Origin of the sequence: Agarivorans sp. DSG3-1 (genome assembly GCF_046774965.1) — a bacterium.
In the GTDB taxonomy this organism is placed as follows: Bacteria; Pseudomonadota; Gammaproteobacteria; order Enterobacterales; family Celerinatantimonadaceae; genus Agarivorans.
The window spans coordinates 3520272-3540534 of the sequence record NZ_CP177241.1 but is presented as its reverse complement, the minus strand read 5'-3'; the positions used below and the strand labels follow the sequence as shown (position 1 = coordinate 3540534).

Sequence of the window (20263 nt, the reverse complement as noted above, 5' to 3'; positions counted from 1 at the left end):
CTATGGCTTAAGCCGCTTTTGGCGGCATGGCGACAACATCAACCAAGTCATACAACACAGTGATGGGCTCGGCGCTGTCTTTGGTCACTTTAAATTCAAGTGATTTCATGGCGGCGGTTGGGAATTTTCCATCTTCACCAAAGCCATACATCAAGTAATCCAGCACAAAATAACCGTCTACGGCTTCGCGGTTGTGTACCGCCAAATCAAAGGCGTTATCTGCGGCAGTCACTTCATGCTCAATTTTATCGTCGCGCCAAATCTCGATTTTTTGAATATCGTTGGTTGGGCTGCTCAATAGCATGCGGCGCAAAAAGCGGAACTGGCTGCGCTGCTTGTATTGGTGAGGCAACATGCCACCGGCGTTGTGATTCCATGTATCAGTAATCAATCGCGGCAGGAAATAGCGTTGCGGCTGGGGCGCAGTCACCTTGGCGCGAGCGCTTAAGGTTAATACGGGGTCGCCGTCTACTTGTGCGTCAAATTCCACGTAGATGAAAATCAAATCAGTGGGCTTAGTCACCAGTTCGCATGAGCGAATACCAGCGCGAGTACGCAAGGTAAAGTCAGCAAAACGGATAATTACGCGCTTGTTGCTAGGGTCAACAAAGATTTTCTTTTGTTGGTCTAAGACTTTTAACTGGGCTGGCGTAATCGCGATAAATTCTTCACCGTTTAGCGTCATGCTTACGCGGCGGATTTTATCGACCGCAGAACAAGAGATCTCTATCTCTTGGTAAGTCGGTCCATTGATTAATTGCATACTGGCTTTACTGCCATAGTGAACACCATTAAACGGGTCGAGTACGCGGCTTTTTGGGTTAAAGATTCCGCGCATTGCGGCTAAAACTTGGCTCATTTCTTCTTATCCTATGATGCGTCTAACTGAACGAACGTTGTTTGACGCATAGGTAACAATTACCGACACAATCAACGCGACAATTAGAGAAATGATTAAAATTTCGATTTGTTTTTTACTCATGGGGCTAGCCCTTAAGTAAATCGTTTACAAATTCAATGTGGTTGTTGGCGTAGATAGCAGCAAAAGCCGCCAATAACGCGATACCAAACACGATTAACATGCTGATTAAATCCATCGGCTTGTTTCCTAGTTAAAGTTAAAAACGCTTAAGAGGCCTGCACCCTAACAAGCGTTTTTGGAACCGAGGCAAGTACTTTTCGGAAACCACCTCGACGTTTTCGGAAACTAACGATAGATAACACCTTGAAACTCACCGCTGTTGGTCAATGTTAGGAGTTTGTTTTTGCCTTTGGCGCGGAACCGTGGAGATCCCTCTTTCCAGTTTTTGCCGCTTGCGCCTTTGAAATCAATCACGCCACGACAAACAATGCCCTTATCACTTGTCCATTGGAAAAATTGCAAAGGCTCTCTAGGAATTTCGGTGACCGAGATCCCTAACTTGCTCGCAATGTAGGCGGCATCGTCATCAGTATTGTGCCGACACACATGCACAAAGCTGGCGTTGTTCATTAGGGTTTTATCGACTTCTTGGCCGCGCTGCACTGTGCCAATAATCAACGGTTGGTAGGCCAAACCTTGGTTTATCAATCTGCCCCATGCACCGGCGGCTTTGCTGCTATTGGTGACAGCGGCTAATTCTTCACAGACAACGGCTGCGGGTGCTTGACGATTCCAGTTAAACGCCACATCACAGAAAAACTGAAAGCTTTTCGGGTCGCTAGCAATTAGCGAGAACTTACCGCCACCAGTACACTCGCGAACCGCTTTAAGAAATTCGCCTTTATCGGTAAAGCCTTTAAAGCCCATTTGGGCGACATACTCACCTTTAGGATCAAAGGCCAATACACGCTTTTGTTTTTCAACAATGCGTTTCACTGGTACGGACTTACCAGAGCGAGACACTCCGATAAACAAAATCATTTTTCCATCATGCCGCATGTTCTTTTACCTCAGCATTATCATCATTGGCCGCTTCGCCTTTGTTAAAGGCGGCTTTGGCTTCGAGTTCTTTTAGCTTCTTGTTTGAACGCGCTTGCGCTACTGCAGAAACAATTCCGACTGTCGCCCATACAGCGGCCAGTTCTTTCTTGTATTTCTCCATAAATCCAAGCAGCCCAAACTCAGGGAAGTAATCCACAATAAGTTCGGCATAGGATTGGCTAACTTTTTCGTAATGCTCTTGGTCGATTTCAGTGCGTAACACTCCAGAAATTGCCAAGCTCAAGCCTGCATTAATGGCAGTCTTAGCGCCGTTAACTTTCTGCTCATACGTTAAAGGGATCGGGGCGCGGCCTAAATCTGGCTCATAACTATCGTCATTGGCCGAGTTTGTTTGAGCTGGCGCTTCTTTCGCTGGCTCTGCTGGTTTAGGCACTAAATCGTATTCAATTTCGATGCGCCGCCAATCTTGGCTAACAGTTTCTTTGCTTATGTCGACTTGGTTCATTGGTTTTTACTCCGAAACAGGGAAAAGACCTTTTTCGCTTTGGTCGGTTTTTCGGTTTCATGGTCGGGTTTGGGCTCTAGAAAAGGAACGTCTCCAATTTCGGGCGCGGCACTGCTATTGCTGGCTTCACCGGAAATTAAGTGGCTATATTTTTCTTTGAGAATGGCTTGGCCGCGCGCGCTTTGGTACTTCAGCACACCGACCGGCGTATTGAGGTAATATTTACCCCGCTTATCTTTCATAAGGTGCGCATCTTCGCCCGTTTCAGGACAAGGCACCGTTGCGATTTGCTCGGCCATAGGATTCCTTAAGCGGCTACTTCATATTTTTGTTCAAGCACTGTTACACGCTCGTCTAAGTCAGCTATTAGCTCGCCCATTTCGTGGGTAATGTCGTCTAAGGTTTCTAACATTGCCATGGCATTCTTGGCCGCTGGCGCTAAGGTTTCAGCGCCACCACTTAATAAGCTCAATGCGCTCATTGGATTGGCTGCAATTTTTGCTAGCACCGGCTTTAGCTCGCCCAATTCGGACTCAAGCTGCTTTTTTACTTCTTCTTTCTTGGCTATTAACGCGTTTAAGCGCTCAGTATTCATCATGCGGGTAACTCCATTTGTTGGTATTCAAGCCAATCACTTAAGCTGGCTACGTCTTGTTTTACTTTTTCGTGAGTATCGAGAAACCAAAGAAGCCCCGACCACTTAGCCGCATTGCGCCAAGCCTTTCGGGTTTCAATGATTGAAGTGATGCGTTTACTTTGATTAACCTGGAGGGGTTTTCCGTAGTGACCTAGTTGGCCGCTGGCTAAGGTATCCAGTTCTTGAGGGTTCCAACCACGTGAACCTATCGCCCAGCTTAGAAACTTATCCAGTTTTTCTTTGCCAGTAATGGTGATGTGGTAAGTATCGGCGCGCGCACCTTTGGCCTTTATCGTTTGATAAACGCCGCTTATATCGCCGCTGAGTTTGTCGATTTTTGCCCGTAATTTGTCGGCTTGGCTGCGCAGTTTAGGTTTTTTGGCAAACTTGATTTTGTCGTAAGCGCTTTGGGCTTGGCTGGCTTCATCTTTCTTAGCTTTGATTTGGGCGAAGCGCCAACGGTTTTCATAATTCCAACGGTCTTTAAGTTCATTGATAATCGCGGTCATGTTTTCCGCTTCATAAGAGGCGATACATTCCCACGCCGGTGCGCGCGCACCTTTACTAATGTTGTAACGGTTTCCGCGAATTTCGCCTTGGTCGCTTTTACTGCCTTTGGCGACATAGCCCAGCGCTTTAAGTAGATAACCGCTGGCAGCATCGGCATTGCGTATGCGCTCTAACTTGGCAAAGCCTAAGCCCCACAATTTTTCTAAACGCTTCGCCCATTCATCGAAAAACACGCGCGGCACAGACCAACGCAACAACACATGGCAATGGGGATTCGATTCACCATCTTGGTTGTCGGGCATTTCCGCGCACCAAATATAATCAAAATCACCCTCGCCTTGGGTTTCTTCGGGAACCGCACTCGCACCAATACAATCGAAGCCGTTGCGGGTATCTAGTATTTGCTCGTCACACACCCAGCCACGTTGATACATTTTTTTAGCCGCTGAAAAGAACCGGCTCACCTCTGCGCCAATGGTGCTATCACCAGCAACAATGCGTTTACGCGCTGCAGGCTCAAAGGTCAGGGTTAAAAATGTGGTAAACCCACCTTTAGCTACTTGAACAAATGCCCCGCTGTCCATGATTTTGCTGGCGGCGCGGCTTTTTAACTCAGTGGTAATGCGCTCACCTTGGTTTGCACTTGGCGGCTCACTATTACTCACGCTCGCTTCAACCCTTACGCGGTATTGATTTGACCAATCACGCTTATAAATTCGGGCGATTGGGTTATGCGTTGCGTACACTTCGCCAGTTTTACGGCATACGCGGCTTGGGTTTATCTCTGCGCGGGTCGCTTCAAAGGCGTTGAGCGTAGTTTGCTGGATAGCAAAGCTGTCGTGATGCGTTTCCAACTTGTGCAGCTCGGCTAACTTGAGAGACTCAAAGTAAAAGCGAGATTTAGCACTATCAGAGGCGGTATTAGTCGGTGTCCGACTTTTGCACCTCTGGACAAGGCTATTGCTTTCTGGCTTCGCCAGCCCTGCGGGGCTAGTCAATTGAATGCCCTTTCTTAAACGGCGCTCATGTTCGGATAAATCCGACACAGGAAAATGATTTAGAGGCGTGAAGTTTTGATTAACAGGAATTTCAGAACTAAAAAAAGCCGGACATAACCGGCTTACTGCATCATCAATGATGGAATCATTAAAATGTATGTCACTCATACTCTAGCAATGCTCCCACTTAAAAGGGCGCTTCTTTGCTTTGGGGCATAAATCACAGCTATCGTGATTAACATGCTCGGTTCGATAAATATGCGAGTGAGTTGTCCAATTGAAACCGCACTTAAGGCAATGGTTATATTGGCGATAAAGAAAACTACCCATGCTGACCACCAAAGACAGTTGTTTGATAATCGAGTGGCTTGTGCTCACCGGCTAAGATTCTGCGCAGACCGATGCAGCACTTTAGGCCGCGCTCGCGTTTCTTTGGTGTCATTTGCTTAGCGGCTTCGAAAGGCGTTAACCCTTTCCAGTTGGGGTCTGTTTTTGGGATTGGGTCGATTAGTTGGGTAGTCATTAGTGACACCCCGCATCAAGCATTGTGCTTATAGCTTGTCTTGCTTGCACTGCTGCTCTTCGATAAGTAGCGGCCTCTGCTAGATACATTCTGGCCGATGCTTGTCCGCGTAATATCATGGCTGCTCTTATCGAATACACAGCGGCATTCTTAAACTTCCGCTCTAGCGCGTAACATTCGTCAATTTTAAATATTGGGATTGTAATTTCGTGTAGCGGTGTATTCATCCTGATTACTCCAAGTCATTAGTTGTCTGGTTGTTCTGATTTGAGTCAGACGCCGCCCCGCCGCTTGAACTAGGGGGTGCAAGGTGCGGGGCGACTAACAACCCATTCAGGATACGCAATTGGTAACTGCGTACGCAAGTAGCTATTGCGCATTGCGTACTTGAAAACGTGCAACTACACTGTATTTAGGGGTGCAAAAATGATTACTACATTAGAACTTTTAGAAGGGATAAAAGCCCGTTTCAACCTACCTACAGACTACAAGACTGCTCAATATCTTGGTGTAACTCACCAAACGGTATCGGGCTGGCGAAAAGGTACGTCTATGTCACCAGCTATCGGTTTAAGAATTGCCGAGCTTTTAGAAATGGATGTGGACTACGTTCATTTGTGTTTATTGCTTGAGAAAGCAAAAGATGAAAGAGAAAAAGCTAGCTTACAAAGAATGATTGCCTAAACAGTAAACTATTGTTTTTGAAAGACACTTTGTGATTTTTTATTTGCATGATGCAAAAATCTAAAAAGAACCTCTAACCCTTACGGGGTAAGGCCTAGCGGCGCATTCATATTATGATAAGTAATATACATTATGCGCCTTATAGGTGGGTTTTTAGCAATCCACAGAAGTTTGCCTGTAATCACCGGTTTAAATAAAACATTAACTTAGGTGGTCTAAAGGCTTGTTCTCAGCTGATTGATGCCGTTCAACTCTAGAGGTATGCAAATATTGAGATGTGGTATCGATACTGTCGTGTCCTGCATCTGCTTGCACATGAGATAGTGGCCGACCAACTAAATTGATGTCATGAGATATTCCGGTGTGCCTTATGCTGTGTGGCGTTAACTGACGCATTTCGTTTGCGTCTTGATCAAAGCCGTCAGTCTCTGCGTGCTGAGCGGCTTGTTCAATTACTATGTAGATTTGTTCCCTTAGTTGTCTTATACCAAGGTTGGCATTGAGTAAGCCCGAGTCGCGGCCTCGGCCTGCAGCTCGGTGTCGAATAAATAATGGCGTGTTTTCGTTAGGTGTTGGTAATGGCGTTAAACCTAAATATTTACGGTAACGTTGTAAGGCTGACAATAATTGTTTCGAAACAGCCACACTCCGTTTTTTACCGCCTTTACTGCGCGGTATGTGAAAACCCCAAACAGAGGTTTTAGCATCACGTTTAAACTGTCCCATTATTGGCGAAAAACCTGGTCGTGCAGCGACTTCAGATATACGTAGATAACAGCCATACATAAGACTAACCAGAAACAAAATTCGTTCGTTTTCGCTAGGTTCGTCATTTGCTAGTTGTTGGGCTGCAGCCATAACATACGACCACTGCAGATCACTAAACGCTTTTATATCCTCGTAATCTTCGCCACTCACGGTGTGCTGGCTGCCGGCTTTAAAGCGGCCACTTTTCATTAGCATCATTGCTGGGTTTCGTTCGGTGTATTCTTCATTAATTAAGTAAGAAAAAAAGGACGATAAGATAGCCAACTTGGTCTTAAGTGCTTTGTCACTGATTTGATAAGCTTGCTCTACACCATCGCGTTTTTTACCCAAAAATGGCCGCCAAAGCACATTAGGAATACGTTCTTCTAATTGTTTATGGGTAATAAATTGCGCGACATTTCTGTAGGCAATCAAAGGTGTTGGAGGATTGGCGCAGTAATCGAGGTAACGGTTTAGAACACGACGAGTAATATCGCCTACGGATATTTGTTCTACGCAGTACGCCCAATGCAAAAACGTGGTTAACTCACTTCTGTAGGTTTTGTAGTTATTTTCGCTAAACCGTTGTTCTAACAACCATTCAACAGCAAACTCATATACATATCCAGCATCAGCTACTTGGTTGATGGTAATGCTAGCTAAATGTTGGTTAACCGTACTGTTACCATCTTCAAGGTATTGTAAGGAATCAAATAAAGGGATCGCTGGCGGTAGTTCAAACATTCAAAGTTCTATAACACGTTGATTTGTAGAATTACTATAGCTTAAAAAGCAATTGCCGATAAATAGCATTATCGGCAATTAGACTACAAATTAGGCATAGAAATATAAAGCAAACTTAAGTCATCCCCATCTATAATAACTGGTATAATCGCCGATTAGCCTAATTAGGCACTTTATTTACGCTTGTTCCACTTGGAGCAATAGGACGACTGATGAATTTGAAAAACGAACTTCAAACGGTTCACAATAAGCTGGAAACTGCCAAAAGAAAACTAAATGCAGCCCACGATCGTGGTGATACAGCAATGATTAGCCAATTTAATAAAACGGTTGAGATACTGACTAAAAAGCTTAAAAGCGTTAAAGCTCAGCAAACTAAGCAGTTAAGCCAGCAAGGCGGTGATGTGAAATCCCTCCCCTTTAGCCGCGTTCTCACTAAGCAAGAACAAGCAGACATGGGTAAGCTAAAAAAATCAGTTAAAGGTTTAGTCGTTGTACACCCTATGACTGCGCTAGGCAGAGAGATGGGCATAAAAGAAGTGACAGGTTACGCTTCGAAAGAATTCTAGTTATTAGGGCAAAGCCTCACCGCTTTGCCCTACTCTTTACCGCATTAATCCGCGATTAAATGGGCAGGCACAAAGCCTAAGTACTTCTCCCCATCTACCATTAAACTGTAACTTTGATTAGCAACTATATCTTGATAGCGCAGCATGCTCCCGTCGGGAAATTTAACTTCAACGCTTGCTTTAGTTAACGCTCCGAGGGAAAACACAGTTGGTAACCCATCCCACCTTGCACGCTGCTGTTCTATAACCTCGTCTCCATTAAAGAGCGTTAATATAGCGTCTACCGCATAAGGGTTTGGGCTTTTGTATCTTGGGTATAAATACACAGTATTTTGCTGTGCTTCCCCCGTGTTCAGAAAAACCTGCAATTGTTTGTTACTCGCACCGCCTATTATTAAATCTTGGCGTAAGTCGTTGTTTATATCTGCAATAAATATGGGGTTTGAATCCCAGCCCTTAAATGACAACACTTCTTTAAATTGCCCTTTACCATTATTTTCCAACACCTTACCGTATTTCTTACGTGGATTAGACACCACTAAATCTAGATCAAGGTCGTTATCAAAATCGACTGCAAAGATTCTCACTAGATAAGGTGCACCTGCATTTAACATTTCTCGCAGTGCCGATTTTTGCTGTGCAAACCCGTGCTTGCTGGCAAGGTAAATATCACCTTCGCCTTTACCAGTGGTAATAATGTCTTGGCGTTGATCACCATTTAAGTCGCCGACAAAAATGGGCGTCGCTTTAACGGGCAACTTGAGAATGTCGTTAGCTAACTGGAAACCATTTTGTTGATTGGCCAAAAAATACCAACCAAGGTGTTCGCCACCATATCCGCCGTGCCCAGCAACAATAATGTCGGCGAGTGAATCATTGTTTAAATCTAGTGGCGCTAACATGGGCGCAGGCTGCGGCGACCTATTCAAAAAATGTTGGGACACTTTAGTGCGAAAAAAACGATTGGCTTTATTGTTCGCTCTAAACTCTTCCTCTATGTGTTGGAACTTTTCCGGCAGTAAATGATTGGCGTTAGAGCGAAACGTTTTGTCGCGAATAAACTGTTGCTTGGCGGCGTGATAGAAAAAAGCCCCTTTACTGCCGGCATCGAGGTCTAGATAACCATCGCCATTTAAATCACTTACCGTTTTTGCATAAGATACTGGAGAGAATGTTTGTTTTTCAGAACCGGTCGTTAACTCGGTTGCTTTATTTATGACATAAGGATTCTTTTTTTCATCGGAAAATGCTGCAATGTCTAACCAACCATCACCATCAAAATCAAAAAACCAAGGCCTGTCATCTGCTCCGGGTAACTGATTATCTAGAGCTATAAATTCTAATGTGCCTTTAGGGATAAGTTGATTAACTAACAATTTCCCACCGGGCTGGCCGTGGTGAGACAAATAGATATCTATATCGCCGTCGTTATCATAATCAAAGCCACCTACTCCCCAGGGCCACCATCCATGAGAGCCGAATTTTCCACCTTGCCGCTTTAACTCCTGGTCATGCCACGAAGAGATAATACTGTCTGCATTCGTCGCTACTTGTTTAAAGGTTAAGGAATAACCGGTTTGAGGGAGCCAGCAAGCAAATAAAAGTGCTGAGGTAAAACTTCTTTTTGAAAGTGATTTAAGCGTTAGCATAAAGAGCCCATACAAACAAAAAGCCAGCTTTTAGCTGGCTTTAATAAAGTGAAAACTAACTAGTTAAGATCACCATCTTGCCAGAACTTGGTTCCCTTAATGGTTGCTTCTAGTGATAAGCCTGCTTCTGTTAGTTGATAAATTTGCACGTCACCAATGGCTCCTTCTACTTCTGCAGAGCCGCCTTTATCGCCCGCTGTTGCTGCTGCATCTGCTTGAGCACCGAACAACCAGCCACTTTCTACGAATTTGTCGAATGACTCTCTGGTTTTAAAGATCATCAATGCGCGGAAGTCTTTCACTCCCAAGCCAAACCCTACCCCCGCTTCACCCATTTTCATGTAAGTCTTTTTACCTGATGCATTGTCTACAGCTATACCAGTGCCGCCGCCGGCTGAAATAACAAACAGATTTACTCCAACGTTACTAAATACCGCATAACCCACCCCGGCAGACATTTTTGAGGAGATGTCGGGCTTTTCTTGTTTAAATTTTGCGATGGTTTCGTTGGCTGATTTATCGTACTCAGCGCGGTCTTCGGCAACGTCGGCTAACGCAAAGTTACTCACAAGTAATAGAGAAGCGCATAGGTAACTAACTAAATTTTTCATTCGGTTATCCTTTAACGGTAAATAGGGTTAGTTTTTAGTTTCGGCCAGTGGCAGTGATACAGTAATAGTAGTCGTATTTTCTGCGTCACTGACTTTCATATTTACTTCACCATTTTGGGCGTGCGTTAATAAACTCACTGAGTAAGTGCCGAGCCCGGTGCCTGATTGCTTACCAGACGTGACATACTTTTCCCAAAAATTCTCTCGTATACTCTGTGGGACGGCACCGATATTTTCGGTAGTCACTGCGATTTTATCTGCTGAAGTGCTAATACGAACTGATACTCGGGTTCTATCTGGTGCGGCTTCACAGGCGTTTTTTAGCAAGTTAAAAAATAACGAGTAGCTTAAAGATTCATCGCCATAAACCAATGCTTCATTACCTGGATCTTCTTCTTCAGGTTCTAAGTACATGGTGAGTTGTTTAGTGTTGAAGGTATTCTTTACAACAGAGAGCATTTTTTTGAGCATAAGATGAATTGAAAAAGCCTTAGCTTGTAATTTGAAACGCCCTTGCTCTATTTTGTATAGCTCTGTAGATAAGTTAATCATGTTCAGTAACTGCATCGACAACTCATCTATCACACTTGCGTGCTCTGATGCAGAGCTAGAAAGGGTTCTGTCTTCTTTTATCTGCTCTGCTAAGGCCACAATCCCTGCTATTGGGCCTTTTAAGTCATGCCTTAGCAACTGGTCGACGCTGTTTTTTAAGATCTCTTTCTCTAGTAGGTTGTCTAAATCGGATTGCAAATGTTTGTGTAAATCAACATAGCGCAATAAGTTTCTAACCCTAAGTTTAAGTAAATCAGGCTGTATGGGTTTAGTGATGTAATCTACCGCACCGATAGATAAACCCTTGGTTTGATCGCGTACTTCGGTTAACGCAGTAACAAATATGACCGGAATGTGCTGAGAACTAGGGTGTTCTCGCAGTTTTTGCAATACTTCATAACCATCCATTCCTGGCATCATTACGTCTAAAAGCACTAAATCTGGAGGCGTGTCTGAATGGCATATGTCGAGTGCTTTTTGCCCTTCTTTGGTAAGCAATACACGGTAATCGCTACGTAATAGTCCGCCAAGCAAGGTTAAGTTTTCTGGCGTGTCGTCTACCACTAAAATCGAGTGTTGTTGCGATTTTACTGGTGGAGCTTGATAAGCGTCTTTATCCTCAAGTTCGTCACTGATTATTTCTTCTATTTCTTCTGTAGAGAAATATTGAGCCCGGTTTCTTACATCACCCTGTGCTGCTTGTTTCACTCTGCCCTGCAAAGTAGAGGTAGTAAATGGCTTGATAATGAGATCGGTAACGCCGCCAGATATTGCCTCAGAAACTCTGTCACGCTCTGCTTCTGCAGTAATCATAATAAAAGGAATGTGGCGCCAGGTTTCTGAGTTTCGTACCTCTTTCAAAAACTCTATGCCGCTCATCACCGGCATATTCCAATCAGACAATATAATGTCTACATGGCGTTTTTTTAGTACGCTAAGTGCCTGCGCACCATTTTCGGCTTGAACAATGTTACCAACACCAAAGCGTCTTAATTGTTCTTGGGTAATTTTTCTCATTGGCGCCATGTCGTCGACAATAAGAACGGTAAGCTTACTAAGATTCATTCGAATGCATTCCTTGCCTTTACTTTTTTTAGCGCCAATCCCACAGCTTAATCTTGGTTTTCTTCAAACTTAGCTTTTATTTCCAGAATCTCTGGTAAGGCTGCAATAAATAAAGGAACGAGTGTTGGGTCAAAATGTGTACCAGCTTCGCTTTTTAATAGGTCAACTGCTTTTTCTACTGGCCAGGCTTGTTTGTAAGGTCGCTGAGAAGTCAGTGCGTCAAACACGTCTGCGATAGCTACAATTCGGCCTACAATAGGAATGTCTTCTCCAGCCAAACCATTTGGATACCCGCTACCATCCCATTTTTCATGATGGGTTAACGCCACTGTTTTGGCTAAATCGAGTAACTCTGAGCTGTCTCCTTCACCAAGAATTTCACCGCCAATAACCGCGTGACTTTGCATGATATCCCATTCGTCGGCATCTAATTTTCCGGGTTTTTGTAATACGCTATCGGGAATACCAATTTTACCAATGTCGTGCATGGGCGCTGCGTTCATTAGTACTTCTGCATCAGGTTCGCTCATGCCAGCCGCAATACCTAAAATTTTGGAGTAATGACTCATTCGAATCACATGTAGGCCGGTTTCATTGTCTTTATATTCAGCTGCTCGCCCTAAACGCTGAATGATTTGCAATCGGGTGGTGTTAATTACATCGGTTTGTTCTTTTACTTTTCGGTCTAGCTCTCTATTTTGGTTAAATAAGGCTAAGTGAGTTTTTACCCTTACTTTAACAACCGGAGGACTAACAGGTTTAGTGATGTAATCTACAGCACCTAACTCTAAGCCATGGAGTTCATCTGCGGGGCTAATTTTAGCGGTAACAAATACCACCGGAATATGGCGAGTGGTTAAATCGTCTTTTAAGCGGCGACATACTTCAAAACCGTCTATGCCTGGCATCATGATGTCGAGCAAGATTAAATCAGGCTTGTTAGCTTTAGATACAATTTTTAGTGCCATGTCGCCATTTCGAGCGACTTGTATCTTATAGTCTTCACGCAGAATGCCAGCTAATACGTCAATGTTCTCAGGGGTATCGTCAACGATGAGAACGGTGGCTCTGTTTTCCATAAAAATCCTTGTTTACGAATCTGCCAATTTTCCTCTTAGATAAAAGTAACTATAGACATAAAATCAACACTTTAATAACACTAAATTGCAAATCAAGTGATTTACAGAACCTCAACATTTACTGAGGATATAATGAAAATATTGAAAGAATACCTTTAGTGCAGCGGACTTAAGGCTTTGGCTAGATAAATGCGTAATATCGAGGTCGCAAAATAAGTTATACGAATGTAAATTAATGCCCCATAATTGATCTTGATCAATGCGGTTTGCCGTTTGGAAACAAATTGTTAAAAATATAGCGGAGATATGCAAATAACTAGTTTTTCAATCTGTTATTTGCCTAATCGATCAAGTATGATCGCGCCGTTAGCCTACAGCTATACTCGCCCACACAGCGCTAAACGTAACGTAGACTAACAATTCGTTTCATGTTGTTGATGCACCTGCATTTAACTCGCTTAAACAAATAATAATAGCAACGGAAGCATGTATTTATGAACCAAGCAGCTAGCACAGAAACTGATTACAACTATACGGTTGTACGCCAGTTCACTGTAATGACCATTGTTTGGGGTATTGTTGGCATGGGTGTTGGGGTATTAATTGCTGCGCAATTGATCTGGCCTGCACTTAACTTCAATACTCCTTGGCTAACCTATAGCCGGTTACGTCCCCTTCACACTAACGCCGTTATTTTTGCATTTGGTACCAGTGCATTAATGGCATGTTCTTTTTACGTGGTACAACGTACCTGTCAAACAAGACTATTTGGCGGCCCCCTCGCTTCCTTTGTGTTTTGGGGCTGGAACTTAATTATTGTATCTGCGGCAATTACTTTGCCTATGGGTTTTACCACCTCAAAAGAATACGCTGAACTTGAGTGGCCTATTGGCATTGCCATTGCGGTTGTTTGGGTTGCCTATGGTATTGCCTTTTTCGGTACCATTGTGAAGCGAAAAACGTCTCATATTTACGTGGCGAACTGGTTCTTTGGTGCTTTTATCATCACCGTTGCTGTTTTACACATTGTAAACAATGCTGCTATTCCACTTACCATGACTAAATCGTACTCGATTTATGCTGGCGCTGTAGACGCTATGGTGCAGTGGTGGTATGGGCATAACGCGGTAGGATTCTTATTAACCGCTGGTTTCTTGGGGATGATGTACTACTTCGTTCCTAAGCAAGCAGGTCGTCCGGTTTATAGTTACCGTTTGTCGATTGTTCACTTTTGGGCCCTTGTATCTATTTACATTTGGGCTGGTCCTCACCATTTACACTACACCGCGTTACCTGATTGGGCGCAGTCACTAGGTATGGTGATGTCGTTAATTTTATTCGCACCTTCTTGGGGTGGCATGATTAACGGTATTATGACCTTGTCTGGCGCGTGGCATAAATTACGCTATGACCCTATTCTACGATTCCTAATTGTTTCATTGTCTTTCTACGGTATGTCTACCTTCGAAGGCCCGATGATGGCAATTAAAACCGTAAATGCTTTATCACACTACACTGATTGGACTGTTGGTCACGTTCACTCTGGTGCTCTTGGTTGGGTAGCAATGGTGTCTATTGGTAGTATTTACCACTTAATTCCTGTTTTATTCGGTCAAGGCCGTATGTACAGCACCAAGCTTATTAACACCCACTTCTGGTTAGCAACTATTGGCGTTGTGCTATATATCGTTGCAATGTGGATTTCTGGTGTGATGCAAGGTTTGATGTGGCGCGCAGTAAACGAAGACGGTACCTTAACCTACTCGTTTGTTGAGTCACTACAGGCTTCTTACCCATTCTACTTCGTTCGTTTTGTTGGTGGTTTGTTCTTCTTAACCGGTATGTTTGTAATGGCCTATAACGCCTTTAAAACAATTACTGCTGAGAAAGGCTCATTAGAACCAATTGAACAGGCTCAGGAGGCATAACATGAAGCACGAGTTAATCGAAAAGAATGTTGGCTTACTTGCCATCTTAATTGTTATCGCGATTAGCTTCGGTGGTTTAGCACAAATCACCCCGCTAATCTTCCAGCCTGAAACAACAGAACCTGTTGACGGCTTAGTTCCTTACACTGCATTAGAAATGGAAGGCCGAGACATCTATATCCGCGAAGGTTGTAGTAACTGTCATAGCCAAATGATTCGTCCATTCCGCGCAGAAACTGAGCGCTACGGGCATTACTCTGTAGCCGGTGAAAGCGTTTGGGAACATCCTTTCTTGTGGGGTTCTAAACGTACTGGACCTGATCTAGCTCGTGTAGGCCAACGTTATTCAGATGAGTGGCATCGTGTTCACCTGATTAATCCACGTGATGTGGTACCTGAGTCTAATATGCCTGGTTTCCCTTGGTTAGAGGAAAATTTGGTAGACGGCTCGTTAACTGGTAAGAAATTGGCGTTGTTTAAAAACCACTTTGGTGTTCCTTATACCGATGCTGACGTTGAAGGCGCAGCAGCAGCGGTTGAAGGAAAAACAGAAATGGAAGCACTCATCGCCTACTTACAAGTGTTAGGTACAGCATTGAAATAAGGAGTTAGTTATGGACTTTGGTACATTTAGCGGCCTCTACACTGCATTCTTAATGGCGATTTTTATTGGCATATTTGCCTGGGCCTACAGCAAGAAACGCAAAAAGGATTTTAGCGAAGCTGCGAATTTGGTTTTTGCCGATGAGCCTAAAGCTAGCTCTACAAAGGAATTTGAAGGAGCACAGAAAAAATGAGCACATTTTGGAGCGTGTGGGTTACCGTAATAACGTTAGGAAGCATCTTAGGCTGTTACTTATTGCTGAGAGCTTGTAACAAAAACACCACCGGTGTTAAAGAAGGTGAATCGATGGGCCACGAGTTTGACGGGATTGAGGAGTTAAATAACCCTCTTCCTAAGTGGTGGTCTTATATGTTCATTATCACCATTATCTTCTCGTTGATTTACTTAGCCGCATACCCAGGTTTAGGCAACTGGCAAGGTTTCCTTGGTTGGAAGAGCTCAGAGATGGGCATTAAGACTATCGCAGAAGGCCAGGAACGTGTGGCAGCTTACGACGGTACCGTTGCCAACCAATATCAAGGTGAAGTAGAAAAAGCCGACCAACGTTTTGGAGAAGTATTTCGTAAGGTTGCATACAACGAATCTGGAGAATACCGCAGCGTTGAAGAACTCTCGGTTGATCCTGATGCAATTAAAATCGGCCAACGTTTGTTTCTACAAAACTGTTCTCAATGTCACGGTTCAGCCGCTCGCGGTGGTAAGGGCTTCCCTAACCTAACCGACGGAGATTGGTTATACGGCGGCAGCGGCGAAGCGATTAAAGCAAGCTTAATGCATGGTCGCCAAGGCCAAATGCCGGCATGGGAAGCAGTACTTGGTGACGACGGAATAAAAGAAGTCACCGCTTACGTACTGAGTCTTTCAGGCCGTAAAGTTAACGATATTGATGCAGCTGCAGGTAAAAATCAGTTTGCCGTATGTGCAGCCTGTCATGGCGCAGACGGCACCGGTAGCGAAGCAGTAGGTGCACCCAACTTAACCAATGGTATTTGGTTATACGGTGGTTCGCGTAGAGCGGTAGAAGATACCCTTCGTTACGGTCGTAATGGCGTAATGCCAGCTTGGAAGGATATTCTAGGAGAAGATAAGATTCAGCTTATTTCCGCCTATGTGTATCAGCTTTCTAAGAGCGAATAGACTAAAAATTTATAAAAAGCGACGCCTATGCGTCGCTTTTTTTGTTATATTTAAGCCCCCTCTTTTTGGAAGTAAGAGCTCATGCAACAAGCTTGGTACAAACAATTTTGGCCGTGGTTTTTAATCGCGTTACCTATGGCTGCAGTCGTTGCTAGCTTAACCACATTTTACATAGCTGCTACCACCGACAATGACATGGTCGTAGAGTCTTATTATAAGAAAGGTAAGGCGATTAATGCCGATTTGTCACTAATACAACAAGCAGAGCAGTTAGGCGTTAAAGCCGCGTTGTCACCTACAGACAACGGCTTATTGTTAGATATGACCTTACCTGATGAACTGAAAAACCAACCTCTTAAAGTTGAACTGGCCCATAAAACCTTAGCGAGAAACGACCGCAGTTACGTAGTTACCGCTGATGCTACCGGTCGATATAGGTTTGGTGAAGATTTAAATGAAAATGGTCGCTGGTTTATCCGCATCAGTCCAATGGATGACAGCTGGCGTTTACAAGAAGAGCTACAACTGCCGCTGTACAACATAGAAGAGATTGATGGGAAGTAACAAACACCTTTGCTTTCATTGCAATGAAGTTGTTCCGGCAGGTCTGAGCTTATCTGTTCCTATTCTAGGTAAAATGGAACCCATGTGTTGCCAAGGTTGTGCCGCCGTAGCCCAAACCATTATCGACAGTGGCTTAGAAGACTATTACAAGCACCGCACCGCCGCAGCTCCCAGCGCTCAAGGTTTGGTCCCTGACGCGTTATCTAAAATGTTGGAATACGATGATGAGAGTGTTCAATTAGACTTTGTCGCTCAGTCAGACGCCTATAAAGAAGTACTGCTGTCTATAGAGGGCATTGCTTGTGCTGCATGTGCATGGCTGATTGAAAAGCAGCTTTCGCATGTTAAAGGTGTTCAGAAAATTCATGTTAATTCCACTACTCAACGTGCCACCTTGTTGTGGGACGATAAACAGGTAAAGCTTAGTCAGCTCCTGCAAACCGTTCAAACCCTAGGTTACAACGCCACGCCTTTTCAAACAGACAAACAAGAAGAATTAGATCGCAAGCTGTATCGAAGCCACTTGTTAAAGCTTGGTGTCGCTGGCTTAGCCACCATGCAAGTGATGATGTTTGCGATTGCTCTTTATGGTGATCTGTTTGACGAAATGGAAGTGATTTACCGAGATTACTTTCGTTGGGTGAGCCTGATTATGGCCACGCCCGTTCTACTTTTTTCTGCGCAGCCTTTCTATTTTGGTGCGTATAGAAGCATAAAAGCGAAAACCCTAAACATGGATGTCCCAGTTTCTATTGCACTACTAGGGGCCTATAGCGCGTCGTTATATGCAACTGTAAGAGGTACGGGTGAAGTCTATTTCGAATCGGTTTCAATGTTTACCTTCTTATTGTTATTAGGAAGATTGCTAGAGTTACGGGCTCGGCGAAAAGCCAGTGAAACCAGTTCAAACATGCTTAAGCTTATTCCCAAACTGGCTTTAAAACTAAATAAAGACGGCAAACAGCAGCGTGTAGCGGCCAGCCAGCTTAAATCCGGTGACCTTATCGTTATTTTACCTGGGGAAACCGTGCCCGCTGATGGCCAGATTAGCTTTGGTGAAAGTGAATTTGATGAATCCTCTTTAACGGGAGAAAGCTTACCCATTGTTAAGTCGATAGGCGATCGCGTGTTTGCTGGCACCATTAACCACGAACAGACTGTACATTTAGCCGTTGAAGCCGTTTCACAAAACACCTTTATCGCCAACATTATGCGCCTGCAAGAACAAGCGCAGAGTGAAAAGCCGAAAATAGCCACTATAGCAGACGGCGTGGCTCGCTATTTTGTGTTTGGCTTATTGGTTATTGCTGCCCTCACCTACACATATTGGCATTTTCATTCACCTGAAGACGCTTTTTGGATCACCTTAGCAGTATTGGTTGCAACTTGCCCTTGCGCCCTATCGTTGGCTACCCCAGCAGCACTAACGGCTGCTACTCATAATTTGTCAAAAAACGGCCTATTAGTAAAACGTGGCCACGTGCTAGAAAGCTTGGCTAAGTTACAAGCTGTTGTGTCAGACAAAACCGGCACGCTCACCGAAGGTCGATTGCAGATCCAAGAACTAGAGTGTTACAAGGGCTACGATAAGGAGACAGTTCTTGAATATGTTGGTGCCTTAGAGCGTCAAAGTTCTCACCCCATAGCATTAGCGTTTAAATCTTTTCAGAAGTTACAAGCAACAAATATTGAGCACCATACCGGTTTAGGCTTAAGTGGTTTGGTAGACAATCATTCGCTCACTTTAGGAAAGGCTAAGTTTTGCCAACAAATTGCTCAACCTCGCATAGGTATGCTTGAATTAGTGTTACTGGTAAACACACAGTTAGTGGCTAGGATTTATCTGTCAGACTTAATAAAAAGTGATGCGATAGAATTCGCTAAAGGCTTAAAACAAAGAGATATTAGTTTGTCGATGCTTACTGGTGATGAGTCTGCACAAGTGGAATTTGTTGCCAATCAACTGAGTATCACCGACGTTTCTAGTGGCGCGTTACCTCAGCAAAAACTTGATGTGGTAAAACATAAAGTCACCAGCACTCCACATTTGCTAATGCTTGGCGACGGCGTAAATGACGGGCCTGTGCTCGCGTCTGCACCTTTATCTATCGCTATGGGTTTAGGTACCGACATTGCAAAATCTAGTGCCGATGCAGTCCTTCTCGGCAGTAAGCTAAGTACTTTGTTAAATGCTATAGATTTGGCTAAAAAAACCAAAAAAATTATCGCTCAGAACTTGGCATGGGCTTTAGGTTATAATGCCCTGATATTGCCCTTGGCGGTGTCGGGTATTGTGACACCTTATATGGCAGCAATTGGTATGTCTTTGTCTTCGCTAGCGGTGTTAACTAACTCACTAAGGTTGAATAAGCGATGAGCATAATTTTTGTGTTAATTCCTATTGCCCTTGTTTTTGTGTGTATTGGAATTGGTATTTTTTTCTGGGCAGTCAAAAGTGAACAGTTTGAAGACCTAGATCGCCAAGGCGTAAACATTTTGTTTGACGAAAAAGGCCAAGACACTAAATCGGTTAAAGATGATACTCCAAACTGATTACGCGGCCGCTTTTATCACCGGTTTATTAGGTGCCACGCATTGCATTGCTATGTGTGGTGGTATTGCCTGTGTTCTTGGTAGCAGAGTTGAAAATTCGTCCTCAAAGTTTTTGGTCAGCGTTGGCTTCAACCTTGGACGAATAGTGAGTTACGCAATTGCGGGTGCGATAGTGTCTGGTTCAATCCAGGCTATTGGGCAAATACACAAATCACTACACTTGCTAGTTAGCCTCCAGTGGCTTGCTGCGTTAATGTTAATTTTGTTAGGTATTCACCTCACCCGGTGGTGGTCTGTACTCACCCCATTAGAGGCTGCTGGTAAAGTGTTATGGAACGAAATCCAACCCACCGCGAGTAAATTTCTCAGTTTAAACCATCCCTTGGCTTGCGTTCCTTTAGGTTTGTTATGGGGGTGGTTACCCTGCGGGTTGGTGTACTCCACTTTAACCTTAAGTGCTAGCCAAGCTAGCTGGCAAAGCGGTGCTGCGGTGATGTTTAGCTTTGGGCTGGGTACTTTTAGCGTTATGTTGCTCTCGGTGATGCTTGGTCAAAAACTTAGCCACTTGTTAAACAACCGTAAGCTACAGATTGTTTCTGGACTTAGTGTTTTTGCTCTAGGGATCTATCAGGTTGTTACATTGTTGTAGCAATAGCGCT

Annotated in this window: 22 protein-coding genes; 10 read left to right on the top strand and 12 right to left on the bottom strand. The window is 44.0% G+C overall.

Annotated features, from left to right (window positions below):
* Window positions 1-7: 7 nt before the first annotated feature.
* The 7 genes from ACLD71_RS16395 to ACLD71_RS16365 form a co-directional block, all read right to left on the bottom strand.
* Window positions 8-859, bottom strand: a complete 852-nt coding sequence (locus ACLD71_RS16395) for a major capsid protein P2 (protein WP_411991369.1) — start codon at window positions 857-859, stop codon at window positions 8-10.
* A 348-nt stretch (window positions 860-1207) separates the two neighbouring features.
* On the bottom strand, window positions 1208-1921 hold the full coding sequence (locus ACLD71_RS16390; RefSeq protein ID WP_411991368.1) for a hypothetical protein: 714 nt from the start codon (window positions 1919-1921) through the stop codon (window positions 1208-1210).
* Window positions 1911-2429, bottom strand: a complete 519-nt coding sequence (locus ACLD71_RS16385; protein ID WP_411991367.1) for a hypothetical protein — start codon at window positions 2427-2429, stop codon at window positions 1911-1913. The genes ACLD71_RS16390 and ACLD71_RS16385 overlap by 11 nt, the downstream gene beginning before the upstream one ends.
* Entirely contained in the window at window positions 2426-2728 is a 303-nt protein-coding gene (locus ACLD71_RS16380) for a hypothetical protein (RefSeq protein ID WP_411991366.1), read from the bottom strand. Before ACLD71_RS16380 ends, ACLD71_RS16385 begins: the two co-directional genes overlap by 4 nt.
* Before the next feature lie 8 nt (window positions 2729-2736).
* Window positions 2737-3027 (bottom strand): hypothetical protein, encoded by a 291-nt coding sequence (locus ACLD71_RS16375; RefSeq protein WP_411991365.1) that lies wholly within the window; start codon window positions 3025-3027, stop codon window positions 2737-2739.
* Window positions 3024-4742 carry a hypothetical protein gene (locus tag ACLD71_RS16370; protein ID WP_411991364.1) on the bottom strand — a complete coding sequence of 573 codons (1719 nt, stop codon included), beginning with the start codon at window positions 4740-4742 and terminating at the stop codon, window positions 3024-3026. The genes ACLD71_RS16375 and ACLD71_RS16370 overlap by 4 nt, the downstream gene beginning before the upstream one ends.
* 154 nt (window positions 4743-4896) lie before the next feature.
* A complete protein-coding gene (locus ACLD71_RS16365) occupies window positions 4897-5097 on the bottom strand; it encodes a hypothetical protein (RefSeq protein WP_411991363.1) in 201 nt (66 codons plus the stop codon).
* A 426-nt stretch (window positions 5098-5523) separates the two neighbouring features.
* Between ACLD71_RS16365 and ACLD71_RS16360 the strand changes: the two genes are divergently transcribed.
* Window positions 5524-5781, top strand: a complete 258-nt coding sequence (locus ACLD71_RS16360; RefSeq protein ID WP_411991362.1) for a hypothetical protein — start codon at window positions 5524-5526, stop codon at window positions 5779-5781.
* A 201-nt stretch (window positions 5782-5982) separates the two neighbouring features.
* Here the strand turns inward: ACLD71_RS16360 and ACLD71_RS16355 are convergent, their stop codons facing one another.
* Window positions 5983-7272, bottom strand: coding sequence for a tyrosine-type recombinase/integrase (locus ACLD71_RS16355; RefSeq protein WP_411991361.1), 1290 nt, complete (start codon window positions 7270-7272; stop codon window positions 5983-5985).
* Window positions 7273-7484: 212 nt separating this feature from the next.
* Between ACLD71_RS16355 and ACLD71_RS16350 the strand changes: the two genes are divergently transcribed.
* Window positions 7485-7841, top strand: a complete 357-nt coding sequence (locus ACLD71_RS16350; RefSeq protein ID WP_303509075.1) for a YibL family ribosome-associated protein — start codon at window positions 7485-7487, stop codon at window positions 7839-7841.
* 44 nt (window positions 7842-7885) lie between these two features.
* On the opposite strand, the gene ACLD71_RS16345 is transcribed toward ACLD71_RS16350, so the two are convergent.
* Genes ACLD71_RS16345 through ACLD71_RS16330 form a run of 4 tightly spaced genes read right to left on the bottom strand, consistent with a single transcriptional unit; the run spans window position 7886 to window position 12797 of the window.
* Window positions 7886-9490 carry an FG-GAP repeat domain-containing protein gene (locus ACLD71_RS16345; protein ID WP_411991360.1) on the bottom strand — a complete coding sequence of 535 codons (1605 nt, stop codon included), beginning with the start codon at window positions 9488-9490 and terminating at the stop codon, window positions 7886-7888.
* Between the two features lie 59 nt (window positions 9491-9549).
* Complete coding sequence (locus tag ACLD71_RS16340; protein WP_303509069.1) at window positions 9550-10101, bottom strand: YSC84-related protein; 552 nt, start codon at window positions 10099-10101, stop codon at window positions 9550-9552.
* 27 nt (window positions 10102-10128) lie between these two features.
* On the bottom strand, window positions 10129-11718 hold the full coding sequence (locus ACLD71_RS16335; protein ID WP_137673192.1) for a response regulator: 1590 nt from the start codon (window positions 11716-11718) through the stop codon (window positions 10129-10131).
* Between the two features lie 47 nt (window positions 11719-11765).
* The gene (locus ACLD71_RS16330) at window positions 11766-12797 is read right to left on the bottom strand and encodes an HD-GYP domain-containing protein (protein ID WP_137673193.1); all 1032 of its coding nucleotides are present in this window, start codon (window positions 12795-12797) and stop codon (window positions 11766-11768) included.
* A gap of 494 nt (window positions 12798-13291) precedes the next feature.
* On the opposite strand from ACLD71_RS16330, the gene ccoN reads away from it, so the two are divergent.
* The 8 genes from ccoN (at window position 13292) to ACLD71_RS16290 (ending at window position 20253) form a co-directional block, all read left to right on the top strand.
* Entirely contained in the window at window positions 13292-14725 is a 1434-nt protein-coding gene (ccoN, locus tag ACLD71_RS16325; RefSeq protein ID WP_411991359.1) for a cytochrome-c oxidase, cbb3-type subunit I, read from the top strand.
* A gap of 1 nt (window position 14726) precedes the next feature.
* On the top strand, window positions 14727-15329 hold the full coding sequence (gene ccoO, locus ACLD71_RS16320; protein WP_137673195.1) for a cytochrome-c oxidase, cbb3-type subunit II: 603 nt from the start codon (window positions 14727-14729) through the stop codon (window positions 15327-15329).
* Window positions 15330-15339: 10 nt separating this feature from the next.
* A complete protein-coding gene (locus ACLD71_RS16315) occupies window positions 15340-15522 on the top strand; it encodes a cbb3-type cytochrome oxidase subunit 3 (protein WP_137673196.1) in 183 nt (60 codons plus the stop codon).
* Window positions 15519-16487 (top strand): cytochrome-c oxidase, cbb3-type subunit III, encoded by a 969-nt coding sequence (ccoP, locus tag ACLD71_RS16310; protein ID WP_411991358.1) that lies wholly within the window; start codon window positions 15519-15521, stop codon window positions 16485-16487. The genes ACLD71_RS16315 and ccoP overlap by 4 nt, the downstream gene beginning before the upstream one ends.
* A gap of 81 nt (window positions 16488-16568) precedes the next feature.
* Complete coding sequence (locus ACLD71_RS16305; protein ID WP_303509058.1) at window positions 16569-17051, top strand: FixH family protein; 483 nt, start codon at window positions 16569-16571, stop codon at window positions 17049-17051.
* The gene (locus ACLD71_RS16300) at window positions 17041-19428 is read left to right on the top strand and encodes a heavy metal translocating P-type ATPase (protein ID WP_411991357.1); all 2388 of its coding nucleotides are present in this window, start codon (window positions 17041-17043) and stop codon (window positions 19426-19428) included. Before ACLD71_RS16305 ends, ACLD71_RS16300 begins: the two co-directional genes overlap by 11 nt.
* Complete coding sequence (gene ccoS, locus ACLD71_RS16295; RefSeq protein ID WP_137673200.1) at window positions 19425-19604, top strand: cbb3-type cytochrome oxidase assembly protein CcoS; 180 nt, start codon at window positions 19425-19427, stop codon at window positions 19602-19604. The genes ACLD71_RS16300 and ccoS overlap by 4 nt, the downstream gene beginning before the upstream one ends.
* Complete coding sequence (locus tag ACLD71_RS16290; RefSeq protein ID WP_137673201.1) at window positions 19588-20253, top strand: sulfite exporter TauE/SafE family protein; 666 nt, start codon at window positions 19588-19590, stop codon at window positions 20251-20253. The genes ccoS and ACLD71_RS16290 overlap by 17 nt, the downstream gene beginning before the upstream one ends.
* Window positions 20254-20263 lie beyond the last annotated feature (10 nt).